This window comes from Diaphorobacter sp. C33, from assembly GCF_030503915.1.
Classification (GTDB): domain Bacteria; phylum Pseudomonadota; class Gammaproteobacteria; order Burkholderiales; family Burkholderiaceae_C; genus Diaphorobacter; species Diaphorobacter nitroreducens.
Genome location: NZ_CP129980.1, coordinates 2,310,880 through 2,330,345, shown reverse-complemented (window position 1 = coordinate 2,330,345; position 19,466 = coordinate 2,310,880). Strand labels below are relative to the sequence as shown.

Sequence of the window (19,466 nt, the reverse complement as noted above, 5' to 3'; positions counted from 1 at the left end):
CCCTTCGCCCCCACACCCCCAGCCCGCCCGTACCGTCCATGCAGATCGGCCCCATTCCCTTGGCCAACCGCCTGTTCGTCGCCCCCATGGCGGGCGTGACGGACCGGCCGTTTCGCCAGCTGTGCAAGCGGTTGGGCGCGGGCTATGCGGTGAGTGAGATGGTGACCTCGCGCAAGGATCTGTGGAACAGCCTCAAGACCAGCCGCCGCGCCAACCACGAGGGCGAGCCCGGCCCGATCGCGGTGCAGATCGCCGGCACCGACGCGGCCATGATGGCCGAGGCCGCGCTCTACAACATCGACCGCGGCGCACAGATCATCGACATCAACATGGGCTGCCCCGCCAAGAAGGTCTGCAACAAGTGGGCGGGCTCCGCCCTGATGCAGAACGAAGCCCTGGCCGTGGAGATCGCCGAGGCCGTGGTGGCCGCCTGCGCACCGCGCGGCGTGCCGGTCACGCTGAAGATGCGCACCGGCTGGTGCCAGCAGCACAAGAACGCCGTGGTGCTGGCGCGCCGCTTCGAGGACGTGGGCATCCAGATGCTGACCGTGCACGGCCGCACGCGCGAGCAGGGGTACAAGGGCCAGGCGGAGTACGACACCATCGCTGCCGTGAAGGCCGCGGTGCGCGTGCCCGTGGTGGCCAATGGCGACATCACGTCGCCCGAGAAAGCCCGGGCGGTGCTGGCCGCCACAGGCGCCGACGCGGTCATGATCGGGCGCGCGGCCCAGGGCCGGCCGTGGATCTTCCGCGAGATCGGCCACTACCTCGCCACTGGCGAGCACCTCGCGCCGCCGCTGGTGGCCGAGGTGCGCCGCCTGCTGCTGGAGCACCTGCAGGACCACTACGGCCTGTACGGCGAGGCCAGCGGCGTGCGCAGCGCGCGCAAGCACATCGCCTGGTATGTGCGCGCGCTGCCGGGCGGCGAGGCACTGCGACACCACATCAACACCATCGAGGACTGCGCGGCGCAGTGGCAGGCGGTGGCCGATTTCTTCAGCGCGCTGGGCGCGCAGATGGACCGGCTGCCGTCCGCACACGACGGCGCCGACGCGGTCCCGCCCGTGAGGGAAACAGAGCATGAGCCGGAACAACATTGAACAATGCGTGCGCGAGAGCCTGCAGGGCTACTTTCGCGACCTGGGCGGCGAGACGCCCGACGGCGTGTACGACATGGTCGTGCGCCTGGTGGAAAAGCCGCTGCTGGAGGTGGTGATGAGCCACGCCGACAACAACCAGTCCCGCGCCGCCGAATGGCTGGGGCTGAACCGCAACACGCTGCGCAAGAAGCTGGTGGAGCACAAGCTGCTCTGATGTTGCTTCTAAAAGAATAGCTGGTGGCGCTTGCCCATCAAGCGCTACAGCCCGATTTCATCAAAACCATCACGAGTCCCCCATGAACGCACTCCTCTCCGTCTCCGACAAGACCGGCATCGTCGAATTTGCCCAGGCACTGCATGCGCTGGGCATCCGCCTGCTGTCCACCGGCGGCACCGCCAAGCTGCTGGCCGAGAGCGGCCTGCCCGTCACCGAGGTGGCCGAGGTCACGCAGTTCCCCGAGATGCTGGACGGCCGCGTGAAGACGCTGCACCCCAAGGTGCATGGCGGCCTGCTGGCGCGCCGCGAGCTGCCTGCGCACATGGCGGCGCTGAAGGAGCACGGCATCGACACCATCGACCTGCTGGTGGTCAACCTCTACCCGTTCGAGGCCACGGTGGCCAAGGCCGGCTGCACGCTGGCCGACGCCATCGAGAACATCGACATCGGCGGCCCCGCCATGGTGCGCAGCGCTGCCAAGAACTGGAAGGACGTGGGCGTGGTCACCTCGGCCGACCAGTACGACGCGGTGCTGGGCGAGTTGAAGGCCGCGGGCAAGCTGTCCGACAAGCTGCGCTTCGCGCTGTCGGTGGCGGCGTTCAACCGCATCGCGCAGTACGACGGCGCCATCAGCGACTACCTGTCGTCCATCCAGTTCGACGAGGCCAAGCTGTCCGAGAGCTACGTGCCCGAACGCGCGCTGTTCCCCGGCCAGAGCAACGGCATCTTCACAAAGATCCAGGACCTGCGCTACGGCGAGAACAGCCACCAGCAGGCCGCGCTGTACCGCGACCTGCACCCCGCGCCCGGCTCCATCGTCACCGGCGTGCAGCTGCAGGGCAAGGAACTCTCATACAACAACATCGCCGACGCCGACGCCGCCTGGGAATGCGTCAAGAGCTTCAAGCTGCCGGCCTGCGTGATCGTCAAGCACGCCAACCCCTGCGGCGTGGCCGTGGGCACGAGCGCGCTGGAGGCCTACAGCAAGGCCTTCCAGACCGACCCCACCAGCGCCTTCGGCGGCATCATCGCGCTGAACCGCCCCGTGGACGGCGCGGCCGCGCAGCAGATCGCCAAGCAGTTCGTCGAAGTGCTGATGGCGCCCGACTTCACGCCCGAGGCGCTGGAGGTGTTCAAGGCCAAGGCCAACGTGCGCCTGATGAAGATCGCGTTGCCTGCCTCCGGCGGTGCCACGGCGTGGGAGCAGGGGCGCAACCTGATGGACGCCAAGCGTGTGGGTTCGGGCCTGCTGCTGCAGACGGCCGACAACCATGAGCTGCAACTGCCCGATGTGAAGGTGGTGACCCTCAAGCAGCCCACGCAGGAAGAGATGCAGGACCTGATGTTCGCCTGGAAGGTGGCCAAGTACGTCAAGAGCAACGCCATCGTGTTCGTGAAGGGCGGCATGACCATGGGCGTGGGTGCGGGCCAGATGAGCCGGCTGGATTCGGCGCGTATCGCCAGCATCAAGGCGCAGGCCGCGGGCCTGTCCCTGCAGAACACCGTGGTGGCCAGCGACGCCTTCTTCCCGTTCCGCGATGGGCTGGACGTGGTGGTCGACGCGGGCGCGACCTGCGTGGCTCAGCCCGGCGGTTCCATGCGCGACCAGGAGGTCATCGACGCGGCCAACGAGCGCGGCGTGGCCATGGTCTTCACGGGCGTGCGCCACTTCCGTCACTGAGACGCGCTGACCACGCCGCATGCCGGTGGACCCAGACCCGCTGCACGACGACACACCGCCGCCACGGCCCCGCTGGCTGGGTTGGGCGCTGGTGGTGTTCATGGTGCTGGTGGTGCTGGGCGTGCTCAACGTGGGCTGGCGCATCCTGCAGCCGGGGCCCGCAGCCCAGGCGCTGGACGCCGCCCAGCAGGCGCACCCGGAACGGGCCGCGGGCCGCGCGCTGGTCGAGGCATCGGATTGCCTGCGTTGCCATGGCCTGGAGCGGCACGCCGTAGGCCCGGGCTTTCGCCAGATCGCCGCGCGCTACGCCGGCCGCAGTGATGCGGCCACGTACCTGGCCGGCAGGATCCGCGAGGGCAGCGTAGGCGTATGGGGCCGCACGCTGATGCCGCGCCATCCCCAGATCACCGAGGCGCAGGCCCTGCAGATGGCGCAGTGGCTGTTGGCGCTGCCGCCCGCCGAGGGTGGTGTGCTATTGAATCAATAGCTGTTAGCGCTTATTGGACGGGTGTTAGAGTCAGAAAACGCTGTAAACCACTCGCGTGGACGGCGGCACCGCTTGCGCCGTCCCGCTCACACCTTCAGCAGGCGGCCCGGCGTGCCGGCCTGTACGGCCAGCGTGGTCTCGGCGCTGGTGGTGAACTGGCGGCTGGTAATGGTGTTCACGTACACCCACTGCGCGCGGCATTCGGTGGCCGTGGCGGTCACCACCATGTAGCCGCGGCGCGCGGTGTCGCAGTACTTGAGTGGCTCCACCAGCTGCAGCAGCGCCGCCGACAGCGTGGCCGGGTTTTCATTGGGCAGGTATTCCTCGAAGCCGGGCGAGCTCACCGACGAGGTGGCGAACTCCACGCCCACGGGGTTGCCGTTCATGTCGTTCAGCTCGCTGGCCCAGGCATTGTGCGTGTCGCCCGCCAGCACCACCAGGTTCTTGTTCATGGCGCGGGCCATGCCCAGCACCGTCTCGCGGGCGGCCTGGTAGCCGTCCCACGCGTCCAGGTTGTAGGGGATGGAGGGCTGCGCCAGGATGGCTTGCTCCTCCGGCGTGAGCGTGGCGGGCGCCGTGCGCGCCTTGGCGACGATGGCCGCGTAGCGCGACACCGTCACGCCGCTGCCTGGCTGCAGCGTTTCCATGAGGATGGGCGCGGGGATGTTCATGCGGCCCATCAGCACCTGCTGGCCCAGCATCTGCCAGGTGGCGCTGGAGGCGGCCATCTGCTGCTGCAGCCATTGCGTCTGCGCGGTGCCCAGCAACTGGCGCGCGGGATTGCCCACGGCCGCGGTGAAGCCCGCTGCGTCGAAGCCGCCGGGCTTGAAGAAGGCGGCGTAGTCGACCTGCGCATCCCGTCCCACCACGCGCGTGTCCAGCATGTGCAGCGCCAGCAGGTTGCCGAAGGCGAAGCTGCGGTAAATGACGTCCGGCTGCGCGTTGCGTGTGGGCATCCACTCGTGGTACGCCTGTAGCGCCACGGCCTTGCGCGCGGCGAAGCTGCCTTCCGCGGCTTGGTGGTTTTCCGCGCCGTTCATCCAGGTGTCGTTGGCGATCTCGTGGTCGTCCCACACGGCGATCATGGGCGCGGCGGCGTGCAGCGCCTGCAGGTCGGCATCGGTGCGGTACTGGGCATGGCGCGTGCGGTAGTCGGCCAGGCTCAGGATCTCGTTGGCCGGCTGGGACAGGCGGCTCAGCGCCGCCGCGTTGCCCGAGGCGTAGCCGCCCTGGCCGTATTCGTAGAGGTAGTCGCCCAGGTGCACGGTGGCGTCCAGGTCGCCGCGCCGGGCGGCATCGGCGTACACGTTGAAGTAGCCGGCCGGGTAGTTGGCGCACGAGAACACGGCCAGCTTCACCTGGGCCACGCTGCCCGTGGGCAGGGTGCGGGTGCGTCCCGTGGGCGAGGTGGCCTCGAAAGCCTTGAAGCGGTAGTGGTAGACGGTGGCGGGCTTCAGGCCCGTGGCGTCCACCTTGACCGTGTAGTCGCGCGCGGCGCTGGTGCGCACCTCGCCGCGCGCCACGATGCTGGCGAAGGCGGCGTCGCTGGCCACCTCCCACTGCACGGGGATCTCGGCGCTGAAGTCGGCGGGCGGCGTGACGCGCGTCCAGAGCATGACGCGGTCGGCCAGCGGGTCGCCGCTGGCCACGCCGTGCGCGAACTGTACGGCGGGTGCGTCATCGTCGCCGCCGCCACAGGCCGCCAGGGGCAGGGTGCCCAGCGCGGCGGCGCCCAGCGTGATCTGCCGCACGAAACGACGGCGCCCGCCGTCTGCGGCGGGCGGGGTGCTGGCGTGCGCAGCCTGCAGGAGGTTGGTGAGGGGTTTGGAATCGTCGTGTCGCTGCATGGCGGGCGGGAGAAAGGTGATGAACCCGCCAAGGCTCGCAGCAAGGGATGACGGTTTCATGAACCACCGTCGCGCACGCGTCAGTGCGCCCATCCGCCGGTCACCCGCAGGGATGGATGCGGGCGAGTAAGCACGTTTTATGCCTCCAGCGCTCTCCCATCAAACGCTGGAAGCTATGAAAACTATAGCTTTTGGAACACGTCGCGCGCCACGGCCACGGTGTCGGCGATGTCCTGCTCGGTGTGGGCGGCACTCACAAAGCCGGCTTCGTAGAGCGCTGGGGCAATGTAGACGCCGCCGTCCAGCAGGCCGTGGAACAGCGTGTTGAAGCGCATGCCGTCGGTGTTGAGCACCTCGGGGTAGTTCTGCGGCAGTTGCGGCAGCAGGAAGAAGCCGAACATGCCGCCCTGGGTGTCGCCGCAGAACGGCACACCCGCAGCGCTGGCCGCGCCCGCGAGGCCGTCGATCAGGGCGCGGGTTCGGGCGCCCAGGGCGTCGTAGAAACCGGGCTTGGCGATCTCGCGCAGCGTGGCCAGTCCGCAGGCCGTGGCCACCGGGTTGCCCGACAGCGTGCCCGCCTGGTAGACCGGACCCAGCGGCGCAAGCTGCTCCATCACGGCGCGCGAGCCGCCGAAGGCCGCCAGCGGCATGCCGCCACCGATGACCTTGCCGAGCACGGTGATGTCCGGCTTGAAGCCCGGGATGGCCTGGGCGTACAGGCTTTGCGCCCCGCCCAGCGCCACGCGAAAGCCGGTCATCACCTCGTCGATGACCAGCAACGCGCCGTGCTGCGTGCACAGCTCGCGCGCGCGGCGCATGAAGGGCACGCTGGCGCGCACGAAGTTCATGTTGCCGGCGATGGGCTCCATGATCACGCAGGCGACGTCGGGGCCGTGCAGCGTGAAGGCCTCCTCCAGTTGGGCCACGTCGTTGTATTCCAGCACCAGGGTGTGCTGCACCACCTCTTGCGGCACGCCGGCGCTGGTGGCGTGGCCGAAGGTGGCCAGGCCCGAGCCGGCCTTGACCAGCAGCGAGTCGGCATGGCCGTGGTAGCAGCCGTTGAACTTGATGATCTTGTTGCGCCGGGTGGCGCCGCGCGCGAGGCGGATGGCGCTCATGCCGGCCTCGGTGCCCGAGCTGACCAGGCGGACCATCTCCATGGAGGGCACGTGGCGGATGATCTCCTCGGCCAGCTCCACTTCACGCTCGGTCGGCGCGCCGAAGCTGAAGCCCTCCAGGGCCGCTTTCTGCACGGCCTCCAGCACGGCCGGGTGGCCATGGCCCAGGATCATGGGTCCCCAGGAGCCGATGTAGTCGATGAAGCGCTGGCCGTTGGCGTCCCACATGTAGGCGCCCTGGGCACGCGTGATGAAGCGGGGCGTGCCGCCCACGGCGCGGAAGGCGCGCACCGGCGAATTCACGCCGCCGGGGATGAGCGCCTTGGCGCGTTCGAAAAGGGGGAGATTGAGGTCAGTGCTGTGTGTCATGGGGTGGCAAATCGAAGCCCTCCACGACCGCGGAGGGAGATACGTCGTCGTCGGTGTCCTCGTCGTCGGGCTGGGCCCAGAACATGCGGTCGGGCAGCACATGGCCCATGCCGGGGCGGAATCCGTGCTGCAGGCAGCCGTCCAGGTAAGTGAGCGCTTCGCTCGTGGCCTCGCCCAGGTCGCTGCCGGTGGCAATGAGCGCCGCCAGGGTGGCCGACAGGGTGTCGCCCGCTCCGATGAAAGTCACTTCAAAGCGTTCGAAGCGCCCGCTGCCCAGCACCGTCTGCGGTGAGGCGAGCACATTGTCGATATGCCGCTCCGCCGCGGGAATGCCGGTCACCAATAGATAGGGCACGCCTATCTCCGCGACTGCCATGGCCAGGTCGCGTGCCGAGGGTGGGCGCTCACTGCCCCAGTCCGGCAGCAGCCAGCGCCACAGGGTGCTGTGGTTTCCAACCAACACCGATGTCTGCGGCAGCAACAGCTCGCGGAAGGCGTCGTGGTACTGGTCGATGAGGTCGTCCTGCCACCACGACAGGTCCGGCATGAAGGCGATGACGGGCACGTCCGCATAGTCGGCGGCGATCTCGGAGATGGCGCTCAGGTTCTCGGGGCTCCCCACGAAGCCGACCTTGATCGCGTGCAGCGGCATGTCTTCCAGCACGGCACGGGCCTGCTCGGCGACCGTCTCGTCTTCGAAGGCGTAATGGTCGAATATCTCGGCGCTGTCACGCACATAGGTCCCGGTCACCACCGGCGCGACATGCCCCCCGACCGAGGACACCGCCGAAATATCGGCCGCCAATCCTCCCGCGCCGCTGGGGTCGTTTGCATTGAAAACCATCACGCAGATGGTGGGGGCGGTGGATTCGCTGTCATCCGCCGTCAAGCTTTGGCTGTCGGGTGCTGAAGGGGTATTCGATTGCATGGGTGGGTGCCAGCGTAACCGGTGGCACGAAAGCTGCATCCGGCAGTGATGACTAGATACAATCGTTGCATTCTATGTGAAGGCCCCTTAAGCTGTGACGGACCCAAAAACTTGGATGTGTTTGATTTGCGGTTGGATATATGACGAAGCTGCGGGCTGCCCCGAGCACGGCATTGCCCCCAACACCCGCTGGGCAGACGTTCCCATGAACTGGACCTGTCCCGAATGCGGCGCCCGCAAGGAAGACTTCGAGATGGTCGAGATTTGAGGCGCGGCTCCTGCCAGCGTTGTTTTTTCGTTCCTCAGGAGCAGTGAGAAATTGGCTACGACGACGACCGGTCCCACCTTCCGTGTCCTGGTGGTGGACGACAGCAATACCATACGGCGCAGCGCCGAAATTTTCCTCAAGCAGGGAGGGCACGAGGTTTTATTGGCCGACGATGGTTTCGATGCCTTGGCCAAAGTCAATGATTACCAGCCTCAGCTGATTTTCTGCGACATCCTCATGCCTAAGCTGGATGGTTATCAGACCTGCGCCATCATCAAACGCAACGCGCGTTTTGCTGATACGCCCGTGGTAATGCTTTCATCCAAGGACGGGGTTTTCGATAAGGCGCGCGGCCGTATGGTCGGTTGCCAGGAATATCTGACCAAACCATTTACCAAAGACCAGTTGCTGCAGGCTGTGCAGCAATTTGGAAATGCCCAATAAGGAGTTTTGTAATGCCGATTCAGAAAGTTTTGGTCGTGGACGACTCGAAGACCGAGTTGATGTTTCTGACCGACTTGCTGCAGAAAAAGGGCATGCAAGTGCGTACCGCCGAGAATGCCGAAGAGGCATTTCGCCGTCTGGCCGAGGAAAAGCCGGACCTGATCCTGATGGACGTGGTCATGCCCGGCCAAAACGGTTTCCAGCTGACCCGTGCCATTACCCGCGATCCGCAGTATGCGGATGTGCCGATCATCATGTGCACGAGCAAGAACCAGGAAACCGATCGCGTGTGGGGCATGCGCCAGGGCGCGCGCGGCTACATCACCAAGCCAGTCGATCCTGCAGAACTGCAGGCCAAGATCGACGCGCTGAACTGAGGCCGGCTGCATACCCATGGCTAACCGCGAAGCCCTGAAAGAGCTACAGACACGACTTGCCGCCCGGCTGCAGGCTGCCAGAGGCGAGGGTGTGTCCGTGTCGTCCTGGTTGGCCGTGGAGTCTGCCGGACGCTATTTCCTTCTTCCCCTTGGACAATCGGGGGAGATCTTCCCCTGGGGCGGGGTGCAGCCCGTTCCGTATACCCAACCGTGGTTCCTGGGCGTGGCCAACCTGCGTGGCGCGCTCACCGGCGTGGTGGATCTGGCGGGCCTCCTTGGCGCCGCGCAGATGCGCACGGAGCAGGCCTTGGCAGAATCCAGCCTGCTGGCCTTCAATGGTGCGCTGGACGTGAATGCCGCCTTGCTCGTGGACCGGCTGTCCGGCCTGCGGGGAATGGAGGCCTTCGTCGCCTCCGAGCCGCCGGAGGCCGATGCGCCCCCCTATTTCGGCACCACCTATCTTGATGCACAGGGCACGCGTTGGCAGGAATTGAACCTGCACGCTCTTTCCCAGCATCCCGCTTTTCTCAGCATCAGCGCTTGATTATTTCTGTAAGGCAGCACCATGTCCGTCGTCAATCCATTTGGAAAATTGTTTAACCGCAAGCCCGCCGACCCGGATGCTGAGCTGAACCCCGCTGACTTGGCGCAGGACCCGGCGGGCGGCCTGCTTGCCGATGCGTACCAGACCGATGGCATGGCCAGCGTGCAGGGCGATCCCGGCGATGCGGCGCAGTACCCCGAAGGGGAGTTTGCGGATGAAGACTTGGTCTCGCTGCCTCTGCTGGGCCGCGCAACCACCGCCGTCCACCAGCGCCGCCTGCTGATGCTGCTGGGTGTTGGCTTGGTGGTGCTCGCCTTGATTGCCGGCTGGGTTCTGCAGCAAGCCAACCGCTCGGCGCAGCAGCTGACGGCGACCGGCCAGTCGCTGATGCAGTCGCAGCGGCTTGCAAAGTCCGTGTCGCAGGCCTTGGTGGGCAGCCCCCAGGCCTTCCCCGACGTGGTGGAGAGCTCGGGCGTGCTGGCGCGCAACGTGCGCGCACTCAACGGGGGCGACAACGAACTGGATGTGCAGGCACTGGGTGAGCCTTTCCGCCCCGAACTGGATGCCATCACGCCGTTGGTGGAGCGTGCCGAGCGCAACGCCGGCGTGGTGATGGGTCAGCAAAAGATCCTGACGCAGGTGGGCGACGCTCTGCGTACCATCAACCGCCAGTCCTCGGACCTGCTGGAGATCGCGGAGACGGTCTCGTCCCTGAAGCTTCAGCAAAATGCGCCGGCCTCCGAGATTTCTGCCGCAGGCCAGCTGGTGATGTTGACTCAGCGTATCGGCAAGTCGGCTAACGAGTTCCAAACGACGGAGGGCGTGAGCCCCGAGGCGGTGTTCCTGCTGGGCAAGGACTTGAACTCCTTCAAGGAAATCGCACAGGGCATGCTGGACGGTAGCGCCGACCTTCGCCTGGCTGCCACCCGCGACGCCCAAACCCGCGAGCAACTGGAGTCGCTCATCAAGCTGTATGAGCAGACGCGTACGCAAGCCGGCGCCATCCTGGGCAACCTCCAGGGTCTGGTGTCCGCACGTGAGGCGCAGTCGGCCATCCTGGCAGACAGCGAACCGCTGCGCCGTCAACTGGAAGGCCTGCAAAGCAAGCTGTCGGCACAATCGGGCATGGGTGCGGGCCAGTTCGCCGCGCTCGCCGTGGCCGGTATCTTCGTGCTGCTGTGCGGCGTGGGTATTTCGCGCGTGCAGCTGCTGGACAGCCGCAGCCGCCAAGCCACGGCCGAAGCACAGCAGCGTGATGCCAAGCGCCAGGAACAGGAAGCCAAGCGCATCAACGACGCCAACCAGGCGGCCATTCTGCGACTGATGAACGAACTGCAATCGGTCGCTGAGGGGGACCTGACGCAGGAAGCCACCGTGACGGAGGACATCACGGGCGCCATCGCCGACTCGGTGAACTACACGGTGGAAGAGCTCCGCCAGCTGGTGGGCAACGTGCAGAACACCGCGGCCCGGATGGCCCAGACCACCGCGCAGGTGGACAGCACCTCTACGGAACTGCTGGCGGCTTCGACCGAGCAGCTGCGTGAAATCCGTGAAACGGGCCGTTCGGTGCTCGAGATGGCAACGCGTATTAACGACGTGTCTTCGCAAGCGCAGGAATCCGCCTCGGTGGCCCGCCAGTCGCTGCAGGCCGCCGACCAGGGTCTGCAGGCCGTGCAAAACGCCATCGGTGGTATGAACGCCATCCGCGACCAGATCCAGGATACGTCCAAGCGCATCAAGCGCCTGGGCGAGTCATCCCAGGAGATTGGCGAAATCACCGAGCTGATCTCGGACATTACCGAGCAGACCAACGTGCTGGCTCTGAACGCGGCCATCCAGGCTGCCTCCGCCGGTGAAGCCGGTCGCGGCTTCTCGGTGGTGGCGGAAGAAGTGCAGCGTCTCGCGGAGCGCTCCGCAGACGCCACGCGCCAGATCTCGGCGCTCGTGAAGGCCATTCAGACCGACACCCAGGACGCGGTGGCCGCTATGGAGCGTTCCACCCAGGGCGTGGTGGAAGGAGCGCGTCTGTCGGACAGCGCAGGAACCGCGCTTTCGGAGATCGACCGCGTGTCGCGGCGGCTGGCCGAGCTGATTGAGCAGATCTCATCGTCAGCCTCCCGTGAAGCGGACCTCGCCAACGGCGTGGCAGACAACATCCAGCATATTTTTGCGGTGACGGAGCAGACCGGAGAAGGTACCCGTACGACTGCGCAGCAGGTGCGTGAACTGTCTCACGTGGCCGAGGAACTGCGCCAGTCGGTGGCGCGATTCAAGATTGCCTGACGTCTTCCATTAACGAACTTGCTCCGGATCAGCCGGGGACGAATCCATGTCATCTGTTGACGCCGCAAACGCACAGGGCGCCGATTGGGCCCAGGGCGAGCAGGATCTTGGGCCGCTCGCATGGGTGCTCGATGAACTGCGCAAATCCTTGGATGGTGCCGTCAAGGCCATGCGCCGTTTCGTGCGCGATGCCGAGATAGCGCGGGAGTCCGATCTCGCCTCACTGGACGCGGGGCCCTTGCGCATCGCACGCCAGCAACTCCACCAGGCCAGCGGCGCGCTGGAGATGGTGGGGATGGCGCCTCCGGCCCTGTTGTTGCGCGCCATGGAAACGGCGGTCCAGCGGTTCGTTCAGCGGCCTGAGACCTGCAGCGATGATGCAGCGGCCGTCATCGAGCGCGCCAGCTTTGCCTTGATCGAATACCTGGAGCATGTGCTCGCAGGCAAGTCCGTGTCGCCGGTGGCGCTGTTTCCTCAGTACCGCGAGGCGCAGACGCTGGCGGGGGGGGAGCGGGTGCATCCAGCGGACTTGTGGCCCGTGGAGCGGCGCTTCCATGATCCTGACGTGCCGGTTGCCGCTGCGCCGCTGCCCTATGGATCGGAAGCGCGTGCGCGGCTGGACAGCGCGGTGCTGCGGCTGGTGAAGAATGCGGACCCGGGCGCCGCTGCAGACATGCAGACAACCTGCCTGGGCTTCGCTGCGGCGCAGACCGACCGCCAGGCCCGCGCTTTCTGGAAGATCTGTGCAGGCTTTTTCGAGGCGCTGGCGCAGCAGGCACTCAATCCGGATCTGTATGCCAAACGCGTCGCTTCGCGCGTGCTGATGCAATACGCCACCCTGGCCAAGGGGGACACGGCGATCAGCGACCGTCTGGTGCAGGATCTTCTGTTCTTCTGCGCCCAGGCCGTGGTGCCTGCGACGGCGGAAGCAGCTTCCCGCATGCCGGTACTGACGGCCGTACGGCGCGCGTTTGATTTGAATCGCTACCAGCCGGTGGACTATGACCAGCCGCGCTTCGGTCTTTTCGACCCTGCCATTCTTGCGCAGGCGCGCAAGCGCATTGCCGCGGCCACGGAAACCTGGTCCGCACTTGCGGGTGGAGACCGCAACAAGCTCAAACCGGCAGCGGACCAGTTCAGCCTGGTGTGCGATTCATTGCGCAAACTGCACCCGGACAGCGAAAGCCTGGCACTGGCCCTGACGCGTGCCCTGGAGGCCACCACACGGTCGGGCGAGCCTCCTTCGGCAGCGCTGGCCATGGAAGTGGCCACCTCTGTACTGTATCTGCAGGCGTCCTTCGAGGAATTGGATGCCGCCCAGCAGTACATGGCGGAGCGAGCTGCGCGGCTGTCCGAGCGACTGGACAGCGTGGTTGCCGGCGGGGAATCGCAGCCTCTTGAACCCTGGATGGAAGAGCTGTATCGCCGCGTCAGTGACCACCAGACCATGGGTAGCGTGGTCGGTGAACTGCGTGCGACTCTGGCAGAGGCAGAGAAGTCCATGGACCAGTTCTTCCGCAGCCCGGAAGACATGACCCTGCTTGCCTCCGTGCCTGGCAGCCTGCAGCAGATGCGCGGCGTGCTGTCCGTGCTGGGACTGGATCAGGCCTCCTTGGCCGTGGTGCGCATGCGCGACACGGTCGAGCGCATGCTGACCAACGACCTGCCCGAGGAAGAGCGCCCGCAGGTTTTCGAGAAACTGGGCAACAGCCTGGGAGCGCTGGGCTTTCTCATCGACATGCTGAGCTACCAGCGTGCGATGGCGCGCAAGCTCTTCGTTTACGACGAAGAGCTGGGCGAGTTGCGTGTCCTCATGGGGCGGGCGCGTGCGCAACTGCCTCATCCGGGCGCGCATGATCAGGAAGCGCCTGCCGTACCCGCGTTGGAGCTCCCATTCCCCGACGCACCCGAACCCGCGGCTGCGGCTGTGGTCGAGAGCGCCACGCCGTCTGCACTGGCGGACATTGATTTTTCGCTGCTTGACGTGGACGCGACGACGTCGGAAGACGCCGTTTCTGCGGTGGCCGCTCCGGAAGAGCCCGCGCTTCCAGTGGTTCCGTCGAGCAACGTCGCTGCCGCAGCCCTGCCGGAGGACGATAGCGAGGATGAACTGCTCGACATCTTCCTGGAAGAGGCACGCGAAGTCGTCGCCACCGGCTTGTCGGCGATTGACGCGCTGCGTGCTGCGCCGGGTGACCTGAGCGAGCAGACCACGCTACGGCGTGCCTTCCATACCCTCAAGGGTAGCTCGCGCATGGTGGGGCTGAACGAATTTGGTGAAGCCGCGTGGTCCATGGAGCAGACGCTCAATGCCTGGCTGGCCGAGCAAAAACCCATCAAGGAAGCGCTGCTGCAACTCTCCTCCGAGGCGTTGGGCGCCTTCGGTCGATGGGCCGATGACATCGCAGCAGGAGCTGCGGACCCGTGGAAGGCCGAAGCCTTCCGGGTTGCGGCGGATGCGATGCGCACGGATGGCACGCTGCTGCCACTGGGCGTGCCCTCCTCCGATTCCGCGGACACCACTGCGGCCGTGGCGCCGCAAGTGCCCGCAGAACCGCTGCTGTCTGACGAGCCCGTGTTGTCGGTGCCAGACCTTCCGGAGCCCGCGGCCGAACCACAAGCATTTGCCATTGAACCGCCTGCACCGCTCGAAGCGGTTGACGCCCACGCCAACGCTGCCGCGCTGGAGTTTGATCTGGTGCTGCCGGATGTCGACGTGCCGTCTCAGGACGCGACGGCGGGCCATGAGGAAGTGGGCGGCGACTTTGTCGACACCTTCATCGATGTGGATGAGGCCGACCAGGCCGTGTTGCCGGTGGAGGAGGTGCCCGCAGCTCCCGAGACGGTGACGGAGGAGGTGGATTTCTCGCTGTTCGAGGCTGCGCTGCAAGCTACCGATGCGCCAGCACAGGAGGTCGGCGAACCCGCTTCAACAGTAGCGGCTGACACGGTGGCGGAGCCGGCGGATAACGCATCCGCGGTGCGGCAGGACGAGACATTCTTTATCGGCACGGATGGCGTCCAACCCGAGTTCATCCTGGACGAGGAGCCAGCGGCGGACGTACCGTCTGCGCAAGCCGCCGAAACCGTGGCTGGGACGGACGGTCCGGTGGAGGAAGCGGTCGACGAAGCGGTCAAGGTCATCGAGCACCTGCGCATCGGCATACCGTTATACAACGTGTACCTCAACGAGGCCGATGAATGGTCGCGCCGCCTCGTGACTGCGTTGCAGGAATGGTCGCTGGAATTGCACCAGCCGCTGCCGGACAGCGCGGTGGCGTTGGCGCACTCGCTGGCAGGCAGCTCTGCCACTGTCGGGTTCTCGGCACTGTCCAATCTTGCGCGTACCCTGGAACATACGCTGCAGCATGTTCAACTGCTGCAGCAGGGTCTCCCCGAGCATGCGCAGGCATTCAACGCCGCTGCCGAGGACATCCGGAGGCTGCTGCACCAATTCGCCGCAGGCTTCCTGAAGGAGCCCAGCGCCTCGGTGCTGGAACAGCTCAACGAGATCCTGCAGACCGAAGTGATCAGCGGCATGGTGTCGCTGGAAGACCGTGCTTTCGCCGAGGCAGAGGCACAAGCATTTGAGACGCAGGAGCCGGCTCCGGCAACGCCTCAGGGCACCGTGCATGCGACGGCCGTCGACGAGCCGGCTGCCCCATCGCCCGTGGTGGCGCCTACGCTCCCCGTAAGCCGCGACCGCGTGATTGGCGATACTGTCGCGCCTGCCGTGCCGACCACCGTCGATATCGATGACGACATCGATGCGCTGGACAACATCGACCCCGATCTGTTTCCCATTTTCGAGGAAGAAGCGGTTGAACTGCTGCCCACGCTGGGTGGGGCGTTGCGCCAGTGGTCGTCGCGGCCGGAGAACCTGGGCGCACGCAGCGAACTGCTGCGCGCCCTGCACACCCTCAAGGGCAGTGCGCGCCTGGCAGGCGCGATGCGGCTTGGCGAAATGGCGCACCGCATGGAAACGGCCGTGGAGCAGATCGACACGGAAACCGTGGCGGCCGCAGACATTGAGCCCTTGCTGGTCAGCTTCGACGCATTGCAGGCGAGTTTCGACGCGCTGCGCGCAACTGGAGCGGAGCCGGCGGTACCGGCCGCTGAGCATGGACAGGACGCACAGGTGGTCCAATCCGCTCCCGCGCCAGGGCTTTCCCAGCCGCTCGCTCCGCCCGTTGCGTTGCGTGCGCCGTTGGGTGCAGCCCCTGCGCCGGCCCCCCTGCGTGCGGCAGGTGGGCATTCCGTGCGCGTGCGTTCGCAGTTGCTCGACCGGCTGGTGAACCAGGCGGGCGAAGTGATGATCGCGCGTTCGCGGCTGGACGTGCGCATGTCGCAACTGCGCAGTTCGCTGACCGATTTGTCGGGCAACCTGGAGCGCCTGCGCCAGCAGTTGCGTGACATCGAGGTACAGGCGGAATCGCAGATGCAGTCCCGCTTGGCCCTGTCCAAGGACATGGCGGCGGGCTTCGATCCGCTGGAATTCGACCGCTTCACCCGCGTTCAGGAACTGACGCGCATGATGGCGGAGTCGGTCAACGACGTGGCCACCGTGCAGCGCAACATGCAGCGTGCGATGGAAGACGCCGAAGACGATCTGATCGCCCAGGGCCGCCAGGCACGTGAGTTGCAGCGCGACCTGCTGCGCACGCGCATGGTGGAGTTCGAGGGCATCTCGGAACGCCTCTATGCGGTGGTGCGCCAGGCATCCAAGGAAACCGGCAAGCAGATCAAGCTGGACATTTCGGGTGGTTCCATCGAGATGGACCGCGGCGTGCTGGACCGCATGACCCCTGCGTTCGAACACCTGCTGCGCAACTGCGTGGGGCACGGCATCGAGGAACCCGAGACGCGCGCTGCTGCCGGCAAGGCTCCTGTGGGCTCGATCTCCATCGACTTGCGGCACGAGGGCAACGACGTGTCGGTGGCGTTCCGCGACGACGGGGCAGGCCTGAACATCGCCCGCATCCGGGACAAGGCCGTGGCGCAAGGGTTGATTGCCCCCGATGCGCAGCTGAGCGATGGCGAGGCGGCCAACCTGATCTTCATGCCGGGCTTCTCCACAGCGTCGGAGATCACGGGCCTTTCTGGCCGTGGTATCGGCATGGACGTGGTGCGCTCGGAGGTGAATGCCCTGGGTGGCCGCATCGAGACCTCCACCGAGGCGGGCAAGGGAACGTCCTTCCGCATGGTGCTGCCGCTCACGACAGCGGTGACCCAGGTGGTGATGCTGCGCGCGGGCAACCTGACCATCGGCGTGCCAGCCAACCTGGTGGAGATCGTGCGCCGTAGTTCCGGCACCGAGCTCGACGCTGCCTACGCCAGCCATACCTTCTCGGATGGCCTGGAGGATCTGCCCTTCTACTGGGCGGGTGCATTGCTCCAGTCGTCCTCGCGCAGCACGGAGGTCACGGGCAAGAGCCGCCCCGTGGTGATCCTGCGCAGCGCGTCGCAGCGCATCGCGATGCACGTGGACGAAGTGCTGGGCAACCAGGAAGTCGTGGTGAAGAACTTGGGGCCGCAGCTGTCGCGTCTGCCAGGCCTCGCGGGCATGTCCGTGCTGGCTTCGGGCACCGTGGTGCTGATCTACAACCCGGTGGCGCTGGCCACGGTGTACGGCGACCAGGTGCGCGCGGCCACGCACGCACCGGCGGTGGACCAAGCCGGCGCGGTGGTGGCTGCCGAGGGCGGCACGCCCGCCGCTTCGCTGCTGGTGCCGGTGCAGCAGGTGCCGTTGATCCTGGTGGTGGACGACTCGATCACCGTGCGCCGCGTCACGCAGCGCCTGCTGCAGCGCGAAGGTTACCGTGTGGCCCTGGCGGCCGACGGCCTGCAGGCGCTGGAGCGCCTGCAGGAAGAGCGCCCCGCGGTCGTGTTGTCCGACATCGAGATGCCGCGCATGGACGGTTTTGATCTCGCGCGCAACATCCGCTCCGACGCTGCGCTGCAGGACCTGCCGATCATCATGATCACTTCGCGCATTGCGCAGAAGCACCGCGACCATGCGATGGAACTCGGCGTGAACCACTACCTGGGCAAGCCCTACTCCGACGAGGAGCTGATGAGCCTGGTGCGCCACTACGCCAGCCTGAACACGGAGGCAGTGACCGCCTGACGGCGACGCAGTCCAGCGTCACCCAGGCCCGGCAGGCTGCACGCCTGCCGGGCCTTGTCTTTTGTGCACCGGGGCGATGCCCTCGGATAACGGGCCGATGCGGTGGTTGGCCGTAAAATTGCCGCATGCCTGCCGATACCGCGCCCATGAATCTGACGCACCACTTCCTGATCGCCATGCCGGGCGTGGAAGATGCCTCTTTTTCGCGCAGTGTGGTGTATTTGTGCGAGCACAGCGAGCGCGGCGCGCTGGGGTTGATCATCAACAAACCCACGCCTATCAGCCTGGAAGGGCTGTTCGAGAAGGTGGACCTGTCCCTCGGGCGAGAGGATCTCACGCTGCAGCCGGTATTCCAGGGCGGCCCGGTACAGACCGAGCGCGGCTTCGTGCTGCACGAGGCCATGCGCGGCCCGCAGGAGAGCGAGGACGAGTCGCCCTACGCCTCCACGATGACCATCCCCGGCGGGCTGGAAATGACCACTTCCAAGGATGTGCTGGAGGCGTTGGCCCATGGTGCGGGCCCACGGCGCGTCCTCGTGACGCTGGGCTACTCGGCCTGGGGCGAAGGCCAACTGGAGTCCGAATTGGCCGAAAACAGCTGGCTCACCGTGGGTGCGGACGTGTCGGTCATCTTTGAAACGCCTGTGCAAGAGCGCTATGACCGTGCTCTGGGGTTGCTGGGCCTGCAGTCGTGGATGCTGTCGCCCGAAGCGGGGCATGCATGAGCGGCCAGCCTGCTCCAGCCGTCGTCCCCGCGCATTTCCAATCCTTTCTGGCTTTCGATTACGGGCTCAAGCGCACCGGCGTCGCCGTGGGTACGCGCATGCTGCGCAGCGCCACGCCCCAGGGCACGATCCGCGCGGAGGGCGATGCCCGCTTCGCCCAGGTGGCCGACCGCATCCGCGAGTGGCAGCCCGATGCCCTGGTGGTGGGCGTGCCGCTGCATCCCGACGGGGCTGCCCATGAGAACACCGCCCGTGCGCTCAAGTTCGCGCGCCAGCTGCGCGGGCGCTTCGGCCTGCCGGTCTTCGAGGTGGACGAGCGCTACAGCACCACCGAGGCCCTTTCTGCGGGCGCGGCTGATGCCGACGCCGCGTCGGCCTGCATCATCCTGGAACAGTTTTTGAGGAACCTGCCATGAGTTCTGCTACGACCCCGCCGGGTGCCACGCGCCCGGGCCATCTCACGCTGGATGCCGAGGCGCTGTACGCCGAGCTGCTGCGCGGCGTGCGCATGCTGCGCGAATCTGACACTTACTTGGCGGGCATCGCCTCGGGCGGTGCTTGGCTGGCCGAGCGTCTGCAAAAGGACCTGGGCTTGCCGGGCCAGGCCGGGGTGCTGTCGTCCGCCATGCACCGCGACGATTTCTCCCAGCGGGGCCTGGCTTCCAGCGCGCAGACCACGCTGCCGTTCGACGTGAATGGTGCGGACATCCTGGTGCTGGACGATGTGCTCTACACCGGCCGCACCATCCGCGCCGTACTCAATGAGCTGTTCGACTACGGCCGCCCGGCGCGCGTGCGCCTGGCGGTGCTGGTGGACCGCGGCGGCCGCGAGCTGCCGGTGGCCGCCGAGTTCGCTGCGGCGCGCGTGGCGCTGCCGCCCACGCAATCGCTGGCACTGGCCCGCAGCGAGGCCGGCGCTTTCCATTTCGACGTCAAAGAGGTCTGACG

Annotated in this window: 16 protein-coding genes; 13 read left to right on the top strand and 3 right to left on the bottom strand. The window is 66.5% G+C overall.

The window, feature by feature from the left end; genetic code table 11:
- Nucleotides 1-38: 38 nt before the first annotated feature.
- The 4 genes from dusB (at nt 39) to QY917_RS11060 (ending at nt 3,485) form a co-directional block, all read left to right on the top strand.
- Nucleotides 39-1,100, top strand: a complete 1,062-nt coding sequence (gene dusB / locus QY917_RS11075) for a tRNA dihydrouridine synthase DusB (RefSeq protein WP_123676168.1) — start codon at nt 39-41, stop codon at nt 1,098-1,100.
- Nucleotides 1,081-1,314, top strand: coding sequence for a Fis family transcriptional regulator (locus tag QY917_RS11070; protein ID WP_011806682.1), 234 nt, complete (start codon nt 1,081-1,083; stop codon nt 1,312-1,314). The genes dusB and QY917_RS11070 overlap by 20 nt, the downstream gene beginning before the upstream one ends.
- Before the next feature lie 82 nt (nt 1,315-1,396).
- Entirely contained in the window at nt 1,397-2,998 is a 1,602-nt protein-coding gene (gene purH / locus QY917_RS11065; RefSeq protein ID WP_123676169.1) for a bifunctional phosphoribosylaminoimidazolecarboxamide formyltransferase/IMP cyclohydrolase, read from the top strand.
- A 19-nt stretch (nt 2,999-3,017) separates the two neighbouring features.
- Nucleotides 3,018-3,485: a c-type cytochrome gene (locus tag QY917_RS11060; protein ID WP_123676170.1), complete on the top strand. Its 468-nt coding sequence runs from the start codon at nt 3,018-3,020 to the stop codon at nt 3,483-3,485.
- 86 nt (nt 3,486-3,571) lie between these two features.
- On the opposite strand, the gene QY917_RS11055 is transcribed toward QY917_RS11060, so the two are convergent.
- The 3 genes from QY917_RS11055 to QY917_RS11045 form a co-directional block, all read right to left on the bottom strand.
- Complete coding sequence (locus QY917_RS11055) at nt 3,572-5,332, bottom strand: alkaline phosphatase (protein WP_123676171.1); 1,761 nt, start codon at nt 5,330-5,332, stop codon at nt 3,572-3,574.
- Between the two features lie 182 nt (nt 5,333-5,514).
- Nucleotides 5,515-6,819, bottom strand: a complete 1,305-nt coding sequence (gene hemL / locus QY917_RS11050) for a glutamate-1-semialdehyde 2,1-aminomutase (protein ID WP_123676172.1) — start codon at nt 6,817-6,819, stop codon at nt 5,515-5,517.
- Entirely contained in the window at nt 6,803-7,747 is a 945-nt protein-coding gene (locus tag QY917_RS11045) for a bifunctional hydroxymethylpyrimidine kinase/phosphomethylpyrimidine kinase (RefSeq protein ID WP_011806677.1), read from the bottom strand. The genes hemL and QY917_RS11045 overlap by 17 nt, the downstream gene beginning before the upstream one ends.
- 115 nt (nt 7,748-7,862) lie before the next feature.
- Here QY917_RS11045 and QY917_RS11040 point away from each other — a divergent pair, with 115 nt between their 5' ends.
- The 9 genes from QY917_RS11040 to pyrR all read left to right on the top strand — a co-directional run bounded on the left by QY917_RS11040 (nt 7,863) and on the right by pyrR (nt 19,464).
- Nucleotides 7,863-8,015 carry a rubredoxin gene (locus tag QY917_RS11040; RefSeq protein ID WP_011806676.1) on the top strand — a complete coding sequence of 51 codons (153 nt, stop codon included), beginning with the start codon at nt 7,863-7,865 and terminating at the stop codon, nt 8,013-8,015.
- Nucleotides 8,016-8,066: 51 nt separating this feature from the next.
- Nucleotides 8,067-8,459 carry a PleD family two-component system response regulator gene (locus tag QY917_RS11035; RefSeq protein WP_015914196.1) on the top strand — a complete coding sequence of 131 codons (393 nt, stop codon included), beginning with the start codon at nt 8,067-8,069 and terminating at the stop codon, nt 8,457-8,459.
- An 11-nt stretch (nt 8,460-8,470) separates the two neighbouring features.
- Complete coding sequence (locus tag QY917_RS11030; RefSeq protein WP_011806674.1) at nt 8,471-8,836, top strand: PleD family two-component system response regulator; 366 nt, start codon at nt 8,471-8,473, stop codon at nt 8,834-8,836.
- A gap of 16 nt (nt 8,837-8,852) precedes the next feature.
- Nucleotides 8,853-9,380 (top strand): chemotaxis protein CheW, encoded by a 528-nt coding sequence (locus tag QY917_RS11025; RefSeq protein ID WP_011806673.1) that lies wholly within the window; start codon nt 8,853-8,855, stop codon nt 9,378-9,380.
- A 21-nt stretch (nt 9,381-9,401) separates the two neighbouring features.
- Nucleotides 9,402-11,666 (top strand): methyl-accepting chemotaxis protein, encoded by a 2,265-nt coding sequence (locus QY917_RS11020; RefSeq protein ID WP_123676173.1) that lies wholly within the window; start codon nt 9,402-9,404, stop codon nt 11,664-11,666.
- Nucleotides 11,667-11,712: 46 nt separating this feature from the next.
- The gene (locus QY917_RS11015; protein ID WP_123676174.1) at nt 11,713-17,793 is read left to right on the top strand and encodes an Hpt domain-containing protein; all 6,081 of its coding nucleotides are present in this window, start codon (nt 11,713-11,715) and stop codon (nt 17,791-17,793) included.
- A gap of 125 nt (nt 17,794-17,918) precedes the next feature.
- On the top strand, nt 17,919-18,518 hold the full coding sequence (locus QY917_RS11010) for a YqgE/AlgH family protein (protein WP_011806670.1): 600 nt from the start codon (nt 17,919-17,921) through the stop codon (nt 18,516-18,518).
- Nucleotides 18,515-18,934 (top strand): Holliday junction resolvase RuvX, encoded by a 420-nt coding sequence (ruvX, locus tag QY917_RS11005; protein ID WP_123676175.1) that lies wholly within the window; start codon nt 18,515-18,517, stop codon nt 18,932-18,934. Before QY917_RS11010 ends, ruvX begins: the two co-directional genes overlap by 4 nt.
- The gene (pyrR, locus tag QY917_RS11000; RefSeq protein ID WP_011806668.1) at nt 18,931-19,464 is read left to right on the top strand and encodes a bifunctional pyr operon transcriptional regulator/uracil phosphoribosyltransferase PyrR; all 534 of its coding nucleotides are present in this window, start codon (nt 18,931-18,933) and stop codon (nt 19,462-19,464) included. Before ruvX ends, pyrR begins: the two co-directional genes overlap by 4 nt.
- Nucleotides 19,465-19,466 lie beyond the last annotated feature (2 nt).